We start from the raw sequence: 13,750 nt of genomic DNA on the forward strand, positions 1-13,750 counted from the left end.
TAACATTTTTTCACTGTACTATTGATCGACTGACCCTAAAAGGCTTTCATTTATTTAATTTAGTTGACAAATTTTTAGCATTAATTTTTTGTTGATTGAACTTTACAATGGGAAGCAAACTCTCATAGTTTGCTAATGTTTTTTATATTACTTCACACTGAAGACGAGCATTTTCTATAGTTTTTTTAGTTAATTTGGCTATTTTTTCTGATCAACATTGATGCTTACGTGAGAAAAATAAAAATTCTAGAACTACAATAGTTACATCGATTAATTAAGGTTTATTAATCGATGTAACTATTGTAGGAAATTGCTAGAACTATTATAATAATTGATAATTATGCTAGTGCAGTAGTCATGTTTTATACTGTTTTAGTCGATTGTAGAATTACAGTAAATATCTATGATGTTATCTAAAGAAAAATAAATAATTACGATTTTAACTTAATTTATTGGTTTAATGCAGCTAAAAGAAATTTTAGCAGTCAAAGGTGTTTACATTCCAATGTGGATGTACAGTATGTTTTACAAGTTAATCTGAGAATTTCTATTGTCAATACATTATTTGATTAAAAATTAATTATATAAATTACTTCAGCCAATATAAGATTAATCATAAGTCATTTTATTTTTTATTTAAAAATTTACAAATTATTTTATAGGTCATTTACATTTTTAATGTATTTAAGAAATTTATAAATATGTCAAAATAATTCTAAAATGAATTCTGTTTATATTTAGTAATTAATGATATTTATTATTGTATTTTCTGTATATTATTATGTAATTATTCACTAATGTATAAAACTTTTTTTGTAGCTAATAGTTGTTCTTATCTGATGTGAATTGGCTTGTGGTTTTCATTATTAGATTGTCATAAGCGCTACAGAAGCATTGCAACTAAATAAAGGTAATCTTTCTGTAGCAAAGAATAGCATACTTGTTAAGGTTGAATAGTTATTTACTTTTTAAAGTAAATAACTAATTTATTAACAGATCTAATATTGACATTATCATAAATAATATTAATACAATAGCGTTATAATAATAGTAATCAATAATAATTAGCCCACTAAAAGTATTTATTTATTGATTATAAGATTTATACGACTGTGAATGATTTTAAAGATTAATTTAGATTAGTAGATCCGATAATAGCTAATTATCAAACAATAATTCAACAAACACTAATTGTAGAGTAGAATATTATTTAACTAAAAGCTTATTTCTTTGTCGTTGATTAGTTAGTCGTTATACTATTAGGAAGAGCTTGCATAAGCTCGCAGTTATTAGAGTAAAAGATAATGACTAAAGTTATGACAAAAGCCCAAATCAATAATTTTTTCACTACTTTGCAGGCTGAGAATCCTGAACCAAAAGTTGGACTTAACTGGATTAATCCATTTACTTTACTAGTTGCTGTTGTTCTTTCTGCTCAAGCAAATGATGTTAGTGTAAACAAGGCTACCCGACAATTATTTTTAATTGCAGACACGCCAGAGAAGATGTTGGCGTTGGGAGAGATTGAATTAAAAAAACATATTAAACACATCGGATTGTTTAATATTAAGGCTAAGAATATCATAACTATTTGCCAGCAGCTTCTTAAAAAGAATAATGGTGAGATAACAAGGGATCGCCAGTCATTAGAGGCATTACCTGGTGTTGGTCGCAAAACTGCTAATGTAGTGTTGAACGTCGCTTTCGGAGAACCTACAATAGCTGTGGACACACACATATTTCGAGTTGCCAACCGAACTGGCCTTGCTATCGGTAAAACACCTTTGGCTGTAGAACAAGCCCTGTTGAGAAATGTGCCGATTATTTTTCAACTTAAAGCTCATCATTGGCTTGTTCTACATGGTCGTTACGTATGCAAAAAGCGCAAACCTAATTGCTCTAGCTGCAAAGTGTCTTTGTTTTGTAATTTTAAGGAAAAAATTTTACTCTATTAAATAGAGATTGAAAAAATGCCTTATGCTAAAGAAAAACGTAGCTAGCATATTTTTCTTTATTTGTAATGCTTTGCTTATATACCTTATTGAATTTAATTAAGTATTGTACGTAAAATTATACCATAGTTATGTTAATGTATAATATTACTTGCTAATAATAAGTAAAAATATGCATTTATCATGCAATTTACAAAAATTAATGTAGACAACAAGGCAAAATTATAAATGTATTACATTTCTTGTTAACTAACAATAAATTAATTTTGAATTTATTGTTTACTCTTTTGTGAATGGACTTATATCCCCTTTGATTACTCCACCAAGTTCAACTTCTAGCCTGTTAAACCGAATATTCCCAGCTATTATCCCTGTGGCTTTAACTGACAAAGTACCATGAACTGATAGTTCCCCCTCAAAGCGACCAGCGATAGCTGCTTCTTTTATTATAGCTTTTCCACGGTAGAAGCCTGTCTCAGTTATCTCAATATAGTGGCTGTTCTCTAAGTCAGCTTCAACATTACCCTCTACGAGCAATGAGTCGCAAGTGGTGATCTTCCCTGATAAATAAATTTCTTTACCAACTAGTAGACGTTTGCTCTTTTCCTGGTTTATCGAAGCGAATAAACGGCGTTTCGAAAAACCAGCAATATCTTTGACAGCAGGCCTAGAAATTTTATCCATTAGCTGCTGATTGCTTGTATCTGTTTGATTAACTGGCGTAGACATGACTAAATCTTTCAAAATAGAATGAATAAATGAAATAAGCGAATTAGTCAAATTACTCTTTTTATAACGTAAGGATGCATACAAAATTTTTAACGTATTCGCGGATTGTTTTTAATGAACTTTGGGCTAGTGTTACTCAATAAAAATTTAGATTTTTCCTGGTTTTCTGAATTAACGTAGTATTTTGAGTTTATTGTTAATATTCAATAGTTGCTTTATTTTAGTTAAACTAATGATGCTAGCTAATGCTTTTACTTATTTTACCGCGAAATTCTCAACCTCCGTAATCTTTCATGTTCGTGAATAGCAAAAGCGGTTGCTGTGATGGGAGTTGTTAGATTTAGAGCAGGGATAATTGATATTGTCGTTATTAGCATTCCACCAAGAAAAAGTTGGGTACGATTCGCCTCCCAGAATTTTTTCATAGATATTCTATCAAGGGATCGCAAACCAATCATTTCGGCATATTCACGGCCTAATAAATAGCTGTTTAGCAGGTAGAAGATAATCATGTTAAAACCTGGCAGGAGAAAGTACAAAGATAATGCTAGAATGTTTATAATCATCGATAAAAAAGCAAATCTTAGCCCGTCTCCAATCACCTCGCTTATCGATGTTTGTCGTTGTGCTGGTAAGTTTGGATAATAAGTTGAAATAATAGCATCTGAGACCCTGTCGGCAAATAATCCACTAATTATTTGTACAAAACCAGGAAAGAATATTAAGGCAAATAGAAAAGATGCCAGTGAGCCAAACCATATAATTAACTTGTCAAACCAGTTAATGCCTGTGTGAGCCAGAAGGGTTATAGCATAGTTCATGCCAATAGTTATTGCTATAATAAATAATAAACTTATAGTGATTGCTATCATTAGTATCGAACGTAAATTTGGGTTGGCGAGCTGAGCAATAGCTAGGGATATTGACCTAAACATTTTTAATCTCAATACAAATAATTAAGTCTGCTTATTGCTTAACAAAGTAGCAAAATCATACTCAATTTTAAAAGAATTCACTTAATTTTTAAAAGATTTTGTAGTGAAACAATCACCTAGCTCGATCTGTAATGCAAGACAATTAACTTCTTTAGCTCTAGCAATAGATAGTTTTTTTCAGCAAAAACAGGAGGTACAGGAATAGCTAGGTAATTACTTAACCTTTTGAGATATATAATGAATTTTATGTAGCTATAAATTTTCGATTTTAAATAAAAAAGTCGCAGACATGTTATCTATCTTAGTCTTACTGATGTCAGCTTTGATGGCTGTTAGTGTTGATGGTGGTAGGGGGATGAATTATTTTTATATTTTAAAAAAAATTTGTTAAAAGCAAGCGCGTAACGCTGTTTTTAACCAAATTAGACTAGTCAGGATACCACCAAGTATGCTCATCCATAAAAAATACTTGGTTATTTAACTTTTAGGGATCTGTTCTGAAAAAACATTTTTTAGATAAAGAAATAATTAAGGATTAGTGATATAATCTTTTCCTATTCTTTTGCTATAAAAAAGATTATTGTATGTATAAGCTATAATTTACAGTTAAAAAGTTATCAATTATTTCTTATGCTATAAGATTTATTTTATTATTAAAAAATCTAAATTAATGTTTATCAATATAACTTATTTATAATATCTGAAATGTAACTATTTCAAAGCTATATAGTTCTTGAGTTTAAAGACTGCGATAAAGCACTTATTATTTATAATGTTAGTAAATCTAAGTTTTATGATATGCATTTATCAAACAATTTTTTTTATTTAAGCTTGGTCAAGAAATATATTGAATATATTATTAAACAATGACTCGTGATGCTTTACTAAAGCAAGGCAAATTAAATACTGTATGCTAGGATTGTGTTGTATTGCATACATCTAATCTTTACTTTAACTAAAAATACGGGCAATTAGATAAGAGCTATTAATATAGAAAATTTTTGCTTTATTCATGTGAAAGCTGCACTATACTTATTTTTAATCAGCAGATAATTCGCGATCGCCTGTTGCTAACTAAATAGCAGCAAATCAATCATGCTAAATTTTTAAGATAAGATTGGAAGTACGGTGATGCGTCAGCAAAAGAATTAAAAAACTTCACTCGAAAATTGGTTTCTTACTATCGGCTTGTTTAAGTCGAATTTCTTTGATTTATTCTTTTAGACTGATATTGATGAAAATTTGTATTTTGATCTCCTAATATAAGGATAATTAATCTACTCAGACTTCTTGTAAATTTCAAAAATACATTGATGTGCAAAGAAATTTAAGTAGCTTTTGGTATGCATACAGCACTAACGTAATGAGCACAACTATTTTAGTTAATATCATTATGTTTTAGATCTAGGAACAAATGTATTACACTAACCGCGCCAGCAGAAAATTTTGACATCAGTGATTATGGATACGATGTGTGTTGTAAAATACGACTTGTTATTTAGATGTTATCATAAGATATGTTATTTAGATGTTATCATAAGATATTAAGTTTTTGATTACGCTAAAAATTACAAAAGAAAAATTATTTAGTGCATTTGGCAATCAATTCCTTGAAAGAAAAGATTCTTTTTTTGAAACTTATTAAAATCATAGATAACTTAGTTAATCCATTAAATTGAGATATATCGTTTAATTTATTTAATTAACATAGTGTTGTACTTTGTTATTTGTAAGTAAGATTATTATACGCATCATTTAAATTTATTCAATTATGCCCATAATGTTAAACAACAAAACCAAATCATAATACTTAATACTTGTGGTCATTTTTTATTTTCAGTGCATTAATAAATGCAATTTATACTATTGTTGTAAATCGTTTCAGTATTTTTATATGTAAAAAATCATTTTGAATTAGTTCGTTAACCATTAGGTTAAAAAAATAATTTTATAGATAATTATAGAGGTCTTAAATAGTACGATTGTCTAAATACAAAAGAATTAGTGTAGTTTAACTAGATTTGAATATTATTGTTTGATAAATTTATATTAGTATATCTGTTGAGATATCCTTAATATCTGTTGAGATATCCTTAAAATTAATTGTAAAACCTTGTTTAATGTTCGATGCGGCATTGCTAAATACATAGCAATAAAGATTTCAATATTCATGACGATTTAGTTTAGATCTCTAGCCGAGAAACAATGAAAAGCTAAATAGTTGGGCTAAGCTTAGTTTTATCGCTAAAGGGTAATTGCTCCGTAGGTTTAGAGTGCTCTGACATTGCTTCTACTCAAATAGGTCTATGGACGTAGCCACCTCAGAAGTAATCATGAATACGGAATGTGTAAGCATAATTATTGATTAGTCTGAATCAACTGATCATACGAACCTCTTGATATAATCTAATCTCGCAACTATGTCTTGTTCGTAAAAATTGAATTGATTGTGCTCCTGGATCGCTTGATCATGGGTTTGGGGGTGTAGATAAGCCTGGTGTAGATAAGCCTGTTGTTAGAATGTAATGTCTCGCTCGCTTGAGGAGATCGTCAATGGCGCGTATATCAATGTTTAATTCTCCGCTTTTGCTTGGGTTTGATCATTTTGAACGGGCGTTAGACCGGGTTCAGAAAGCTCAATCAGACGGATATCCACCGTATAACATCGAACAAACTTCAGATTTCGGGCTGCGAATCACCCTTGCGGTTGCAGGCTTCGATATGGATGATCTCGAGGTGCATTTAGAAAATAATCAGTTAGTGGTGCGTGGTCGTCAGGTTGATGATGATGGGAAAGTGTATTTACATCGTGGGATTGCAGCTCGACAGTTTTTGCGCACTTTTGTACTAGCTGAAGGTATTCAGGTAGAATCTGCCGAATTAGATAACGGCTTGTTGCATATTGATTTGCAGCGTTTGTTACCTGAAACGACTCTGAAAAATATTCCAATCAACGGGGGTAGACGCAAGAAGGCTATTAATCTTGAGGCTGAAGCCGCCGAGGCAGGAGATTGAGCATGTCAGACAGGCAACATCAGATTAGTCAACAAAGCTGCGTTGAAATTACTCCGCAGGCTCTTAGTAATTTAGGTTTGAATCAAATTGCTTTCATAAAATCTGTGCATGAGGAGGGGGAGGAACACTTTGTTGTTCATTCCGCCGATGGCACAGCTGTGCGTTTATTTCCTACTCGTGAATTAGCTGAACTAGCAATACGCCATAGCGATCTTTTACCGGTTAGTTTACATTAAATGGGCACAAAAATTACTGTAGAGAATTAGCTTAGCTTTAGTGTAAATTTACTTTATCGGGTATGTGCTTTGCAGTCTATTATAAATTAAGTAGACCAGATTATATTATTGTCTCTAAATAAGCTAAGCTTTTATTTATTAGCCGTGGTTACCTTTTCGGCGTTATAAGTATTTTGCTTCAGCGAATCTTTTAAAGTAGCATGTATAATTTGCTTGCTGCCAAGAAATTGGTATTGATTTATTAAATATATTTTCAGTTAGTTAGTGTAACGATAAATCATTTTGTTAATCATTCAGGATAATCTAGTTTGCTTTTAACTGTTAAAATACTTCTAAAAGCATATGTATAGTAGGAATTATATTGATTTTAATATAATAAAGCCTTTGTTTTTAGGATACGATTGATTATTCCTGCTGTATGCCTAACTGCTATTAATTTTTTATATTTTATTAGCTTCACATCTGATTATTTATCAGTTCTATTTGTCACACCATTGCTGTAGTAAGATCAGTAAATTGTGCATTTTGAATACATTATAGATTAGTGAGTTTTTATCATAGTTCATAGTCATCGGAAGATTTACAAGCAATTAACTAAATTAATACCAGCGATTAATTTATATGACCAATTTTAAAACAATTTAAAATAATTACCTCAAAAATATCAACTTTAATTCTTAATTAGTTTATTAAAGCACGCAGAGTATTTTATAGATTTTTAATTATCAATACATTAATGAATACTAATTTTGACTATTGACCATCGACTAACTTACTCAATTTTCTTAACTGAGTATTTCTTGTATGTTAGCTAACTATTTACAATTTTCTAAATGCTAATTCTAATCATCTAACTATTGATCACGTGGTTGAGATAGCTAGATTAAAATATCTAGTTATTTTAATTCTTAAACCTTTTTGTAGTACTGAAGCTAGCAAGTAAAATGTAAATTAATCGTTTATTATAATACTTACTGTAAAATTAGTATTAATGCTATTAATAGCTTTTTAAGCAAAGTAAATAGTACAGTGAGTTAGAATTCTATTTAAGACTAGCAAGTATAAATTTATAAATTGCTTGATTATGAGGAATAAGTATACCTAGCTATTACTTACTTAATGATTTATATAGTTAATTTTTAATTAAACTTATATCTTATATTATAAGAATTTTTTATCACTTATTCTCTATCGCATTATTTTATTTTGATAATTAATTTAATGAATGCATGCTAGTAGCCATTAATTTATAACTTATATTTTAATTTTATTAATGATATTTTATGCATTACGTCAACGTTTACTTGAAGCAATTGGTAATTGTTTTTTTTAATTAAAAACAATAATCAACATGATTATATATCGATGTGTTATTTGAGTGGAGTTGCTGTTTTCTGATAATTGTTTTTCTATTCATACAAGCGGTTACTGGTTTAGCCTAACTTTTAGCGGCAATAATTCTTTTTTTGATAATTTATAAGAAGCATTTTGTGTATTTAAAGTATCATGCAGTGATAAATATTAAGTACCTGTCCTGTTGGTAATTTATATAATTACTTTTGTTATACTAATACTTCACTATTTTGATGTATTGCTATATCAATAGCTGACCTTCCGCTACATTTAAAAATGTACTGATATCAATTTCAATCATGTCATCCTTTAGTTTGTATTAGGGTTTCTAATTTTTTACTACCCAACTAATAAGATAATAAAAATATCTATTTTAAATATGCCGTTGCATAGGATATGTTTCAGTGCCGAACGAGTGCTGTTGTTAGAAATTATATATTAGTTTAGCTTTTAATATTATGTGATAATGATAAATTACTATGTAAAAATGCTGTAGCATTAAGCTTAGCTTCCTAATAGCTAGTTTATTATTCATAAAGTTTTTCGTTCTGAGTTATTAATTAAGTTTTCTTTTATATAATTAATTCAAATGTATATTGATTTGTTCATCAATAATACGAATTTTTCCTATTTTATTGCTCTTAACACCAATTTAATTACTAATTAACTATGATAGCAAGGATTTTGGCCCTTAATCAAGTAATAACGTATTATAGAGTCTTGCTATCTACGATATAAGGTTGCTTGAAAAAAATAACTAAAGATCAAAGTAGAACTTTGATCTTTAGCGTGCTTGTTTATATATTAAAAACTATAACACACTTACGAGTGTTACTACTGTAAATAGCGCATGCTATTGTTAATTGCTATTCCAAATAAGAACAACAACCTATAACTGGTTAATTTAGTTAGCAACAGTTATGGTTTTTCAATTTTGAGTGTGAATATCTTGTGAATTGCTAGTGATTAATAAGAAAACCCTGAATGTAGCATAAGCTTTTACAGAAAACGTTAAATTAATTTATATGGAGCATTAAATCGACATGCAGGCTTATTTGCCTAAGTCGATGGGCGATGGGCGGCAGGCAGCTAGCTGGACTGCTGCAATCGTCCTGATTTCCTTTCCTACAGTGGGTATGCTTAGTAAGCATGGCATGAGCAGTCTTGGGTTTGCCATGGCTTTCTTGTTGTGTAGTTTAGTTTTATGGAATAAACGATTACCATGGCCTGGCTTACCGCTAGTGCTTCCTGCAATCTTTATGTTGGCACTGCAAGCTCTCAATCTGTTGGAGGTTCCATCTTGTTCGATTCCTACTGAACATTGGTGTCAGATAGCTGCTTCTTTCGTACTTCTATTACCACTTTCTGCTGGTGAAATGATGATGACTACAACAGGTATTGATCGCAATTTAGTACGTCGAGCGCTTGTGAATGGAGTAATGATTGGTGCTATAGTTGCTATAGTAGAACTTGTTTTTGATAGCCCTATTCATCGTCTCTTCGAAGGCAATGATTCAAACGAGATCATTTCTTTGTCTAGATATAATCGTGGTATTGTAGATTTATTGCTATTAGCTATTGTTGCTGCTGGCATACTATGGATTGAACTTCGCCGCTTAATGGCAATTGGACTGTTAGCTATGATCGCTTTAATATCAATGTTGGGCATATCGTTGACTGTTCATCTTTGCTTGTTATTGGGTTTGATTACTTTGTTTGGAAGTATTTTAGCAGATAAGCTGGTTCGTACCGTCCTAGTTGTATTAGTTGCAGTGCAGATGCTCACTGCTCCTTGGGCAGCGAATGCTGTTTATGATTGGGTGCTGTTAGACAATATTCATATCAAGGACATGGCAATTCGGCACCGTTTGGAACTTTGGGATCATGGTGCTGCTTTAGCTCTGCAACGTCCATGGACTGGCTGGGGCATTGATGCTTTTTATCGCCAGCCAATTGATCCGGTACGTCTTGCGAAAGCAGAGCTTATGACGAAGACAGAGCCACATCCACATAACGCTGGTTTACAACTTTGGATAGAGACTGGAGGAGTTGGGGTTTTGTTGGGAATTGCTTTTCTTGTAGCGGCTAATTGCAGTATCGGACAACTTCCGATTAGAGTGCGGCCATGGGCTACTTCTCTCCTAGCTATTGGGCTGTTGCCAGGAATGGTGTCTTTTGGAATATGGCAGGCAACTTATCTAGCTATGACATCAGTAGCTAGTTTTTCCTTAGGATTATTAGACGATCAATGATAGTGTGTATACACTTTAAGCTAAACCGCTTTAAATTGAATTTAATAATTCTTTACTCCTTCTTAAGGATAAACAATAATGTAGTAAATTTACCTTTCCTAGCTATTGAAAAAAATCAATAAGTATTTTTTTCTAAAGAAAAGTATAAATCTTTATTTTGTAATACAAAAAAAGTATTTTACATTAACCCTTGTTAATATTTGTACTATGAATATTGTTTAGCATTTATAATGAAAATTGTGTCAATTTTTTATTAAAAAAAAAAGAATAAAGCCGCAAAAGTTTTTTATTAGATTTTCTAATTTTTTTTCTAAAACTAGAATAGGATGTCGATTAATAATTAATTAAATCTTTCATAGTAATCTTATTAAATGTTTTTTTAAATTAAATGCTAAGAGCTGCATTAAGTGGTTAAGGTTGGATGTTGGCTGTAGAGCTAAAGTAGCTATTATGGTCGGTCTCTGTAGTTTGTAGAAATTTCATTGGATATTATAAAAGAAGGTATTGTTTTTTTTTGCTTTCAGGTATGATTTATCTAATTTATATTCATCCAGATAAGTGTTTTAAATATAAAATTGAGTATTTTCCAATACATCAGCTTAGTTTTATTTGCTGCAAATCAAGAAGGCTAAGCAGTAGTAAAATATTTTGTTCATGAATCTAATTACTGTTTGATTTTTGTAATGATATTGAAGTAAACTGCTTGATATCATTGGTTATACTAAGTTTGATAATGGTTTTCTATTTTCCTAATAGAATTTTGTGTATTATCTGATAAGGACAGTAGCATTAGCGCTGTAACCTTTGTATTATGAAACATTTTATCTTAGATTATCATGTTTGACTACCTGAATTTTGCATTAAGCTATTTATTAAAATTAAATATTTATCCAAACGTATCGTTTTTATTAATAAGTATTAGTTTAAATTAAGATTAGTTATTTTCTTATATAGATATTAATTGTGCTCATTAATATAAACAGATGTGCTAGTGATAGCAAAAGTATTTCTTAATGTAATTTAAGAACATTAATTTTTATGTTTATTTGGATGAAATTTATCTCAGTTATGGCAAACGACCTAATGTGTATGAAGGCAATAATTGTATTGCTTGGCAATGCGATGCACAAAATATAGTGTAAAAAGTTATTTATAGCTAAGTTAGATTATTATAGAATACGCGCTTACACTAGCGCTAGTGTAAAAAATTTTCTTAATATTATAGAAATACTTATAGATATCTTAATAAAACGATAAAGTCTAAACATATGGTTGTTTGCTTGCTACTTGTATGGTTCTAACAGTTAAAATTTTTAATGATAGTTAGTGATTATTGCTGCGAATTTTATTTAAAAATAACAGTAAAATTCTAAATAGCATTAAAATTCTAGTTTTCTTGTATTCTTAATCATCAAGTTACTTAGACTAATAATTGTGTAGGTTAAAACTACTAGATAATTTATCTTCGCGTTTCCTGTGAAATTAAAGAAAAAGTTAACTACGATTGCTAAATCGTTCAAACATAATGTCGTTTGACAGGTATTCTATAAATATAATTTATAAGTATAAAATGGTGTTGACCATTCTTTTATTATTAAAAGCTAACTATATGCTAATTTTCCAAACTCTAGCTATTTGATTTTGTTGAAATTATTTTATCTATATATTAGTTCTCTAAACCTTCAATTAAAAGACCATATACAAATTTGCTGTGTATTGGTTTTTATCGTCATTTTGTAGCAGAATTTGGGCAATTTGCGCATAATCCTGCGACTTCGATGGTTATACATTTTATCTGGAAATTAAGTTTGTTTGCATAATACCGCAATGCCTGGTTAAGGACTCCATTAGCAAATTCTTGAACTACACCGCAACTTTGGCAGATTAGAAAATATCCCATGTGGTTTTCTTCTGGCTCAATACAACCTACAAAAGCGTTTAGGCTTTCGATGCGGTGCACTAGACCTTGTTTGATTAAGAATTCTAGTGCACGATAAACTGTTTGTGGCGCTACTCTCGATCTTGTACTGCAATTGGCAGTACAAGAATTGCTTAATTTTTCGATCAAGTCATAGGCTCTAATCGGGGCGTGACTATCCCATATTAATTGTAGTACTTTGCGGCGTAAATTAGTTAGGCGCACTTCACGTCGTTTGCAAATAATTTCTGCAGACGATAAAGCGCATGCAATGCAACTTTCATGATCATGAGCGCAACTGGGAAATCTATTCAATGGTTTTTCTAGCTAGTTTCGTAATTTCTAGAACGATAGCACAAATTGGACTTCATTTCGCTATTATAGTTTATTAATGAAAAATTAAATAATTTATTATTTATAATTATACTAAATAGATAAAAAACCTTATTTTAACAGAATCTTTTTTCAAAAATTGCTATAATTAAGAAATTATCTGTAAATTACTTCTCATAAAATTTTTTATTAACATTATGTTAATGAATATTAAGGCGTATTATTTTTTAGAATGTTAAATGCTGCAATAACAGAATCTATAATGTGCCAGATCTCATTATAGATTACGCTTATCTATTTATTAGCTTAACTTATAAATCTAAGATTTAGAGTTTTATGCTATAAAATATATTATTTAGTTCCTAAATACTACTAGGATTTTGTTGTATTACGCTCTATCGTAATTTATTACGATTATGGTTGATAAAGTATTTAACTCAAATAACTATAATGCAATGCACCTAAGGTGCACTTTTGTTATTAGAAAATAAAAAAGTTCAATTTTACTTTTAGCTATACTATTGCAATAGTTATTTATCTTAATTTACTACTGATGATATACTTAAAGATATTGATTGAATTTAAAGATTGTTTGAGTTAAGCAAATTTTTATTATTACTAGTTATTACTAATAATTATGCTATCGCTTGCATAAATACATGCAATTGTATTATAATTTCCTGCAATAGACTACAGCGTGTTGAAACTATGAATTATTAGATGTGTAAGTTGGTGATGAAGAATATTTAGGTATTAGTGCATTCAAACCAGAGAACTTTCTTTGGCATGAATTGTATCTCGTAATATCATAAACCAACGGTGATTTTATCTTTATTTGGTGTTTACTATGATCTTGTTGTTAATTAAAAAATGTGTAGTTTAATAACCTTAAATTGCATCGAATAATCCAACCTCACACCCCAAAGCCTTAGCGATAAATTTATTATTACACATCATATGGGATCTCTTATTATTTCTCGCGTATTCACGCATCTATTAACTCATTATTTGCTTACCCAAAGATTTG

The 13,750-nt window shown here is 30.1% G+C and carries 7 protein-coding genes; 4 read left to right on the top strand and 3 right to left on the bottom strand.

Features of this window, described 5'->3' with window-relative positions; all coding sequences use genetic code 11:
- Positions 1-1,316: 1,316 nt before the first annotated feature.
- Positions 1,317-1,955, top strand: coding sequence for an endonuclease III (gene nth / locus P856_RS01255; RefSeq protein WP_025300363.1), 639 nt, complete (start codon positions 1,317-1,319; stop codon positions 1,953-1,955).
- 276 nt (positions 1,956-2,231) lie between these two features.
- Here the strand turns inward: nth and P856_RS01260 are convergent, their stop codons facing one another.
- On the bottom strand, positions 2,232-2,681 hold the full coding sequence (locus P856_RS01260) for a bactofilin family protein (RefSeq protein ID WP_025300364.1): 450 nt from the start codon (positions 2,679-2,681) through the stop codon (positions 2,232-2,234).
- A 260-nt stretch (positions 2,682-2,941) separates the two neighbouring features.
- Positions 2,942-3,616: an EI24 domain-containing protein gene (locus P856_RS01265; RefSeq protein WP_025300365.1), complete on the bottom strand. Its 675-nt coding sequence runs from the start codon at positions 3,614-3,616 to the stop codon at positions 2,942-2,944.
- Between the two features lie 2,553 nt (positions 3,617-6,169).
- On the opposite strand from P856_RS01265, the gene P856_RS01270 reads away from it, so the two are divergent.
- The 3 genes from P856_RS01270 (at position 6,170) to P856_RS01280 (ending at position 10,472) form a co-directional block, all read left to right on the top strand.
- Positions 6,170-6,631: an Hsp20 family protein gene (locus P856_RS01270; RefSeq protein WP_025300366.1), complete on the top strand. Its 462-nt coding sequence runs from the start codon at positions 6,170-6,172 to the stop codon at positions 6,629-6,631.
- Between the two features lie 2 nt (positions 6,632-6,633).
- Positions 6,634-6,867 (top strand): DUF1150 family protein, encoded by a 234-nt coding sequence (locus tag P856_RS01275; protein ID WP_025300367.1) that lies wholly within the window; start codon positions 6,634-6,636, stop codon positions 6,865-6,867.
- A 2,396-nt stretch (positions 6,868-9,263) separates the two neighbouring features.
- Positions 9,264-10,472, top strand: coding sequence for an O-antigen ligase family protein (locus P856_RS01280; protein ID WP_025300368.1), 1,209 nt, complete (start codon positions 9,264-9,266; stop codon positions 10,470-10,472).
- A gap of 1,729 nt (positions 10,473-12,201) precedes the next feature.
- Here P856_RS01280 and P856_RS01285 read toward each other — a convergent pair.
- Entirely contained in the window at positions 12,202-12,705 is a 504-nt protein-coding gene (locus P856_RS01285) for a Fur family transcriptional regulator (RefSeq protein ID WP_025300369.1), read from the bottom strand.
- Between the last annotated feature and the right edge of the window lie 1,045 nt (positions 12,706-13,750).

It is taken from the genome of Candidatus Endolissoclinum faulkneri L5, assembly GCF_000510265.1.
Lineage (GTDB): Bacteria > Pseudomonadota > Alphaproteobacteria > Thalassobaculales > Thalassobaculaceae > Thalassobaculum > Thalassobaculum faulkneri_A.

What these genes read in the sequence shown, in the direction of transcription:
- P856_RS01275 (WP_025300367.1), top strand. Translation starts at nt 6,634, where the DNA reads ATGTCAGACAGGCAACATCAGATTAGTCAACAAAGCTGCGTTGAAATT.
- P856_RS01260 (WP_025300364.1), bottom strand. Translation starts at nt 2,681, where the DNA reads ATGTCTACGCCAGTTAATCAAACAGATACAAGCAATCAGCAGCTAATG.
- P856_RS01280 (WP_025300368.1), top strand. Translation starts at nt 9,264, where the DNA reads ATGCAGGCTTATTTGCCTAAGTCGATGGGCGATGGGCGGCAGGCAGCT.
- P856_RS01265 (WP_025300365.1), bottom strand. Translation starts at nt 3,616, where the DNA reads ATGTTTAGGTCAATATCCCTAGCTATTGCTCAGCTCGCCAACCCAAAT.
- P856_RS01270 (WP_025300366.1), top strand. Translation starts at nt 6,170, where the DNA reads ATGGCGCGTATATCAATGTTTAATTCTCCGCTTTTGCTTGGGTTTGAT.
- nth (WP_025300363.1), top strand. Translation starts at nt 1,317, where the DNA reads ATGACAAAAGCCCAAATCAATAATTTTTTCACTACTTTGCAGGCTGAG.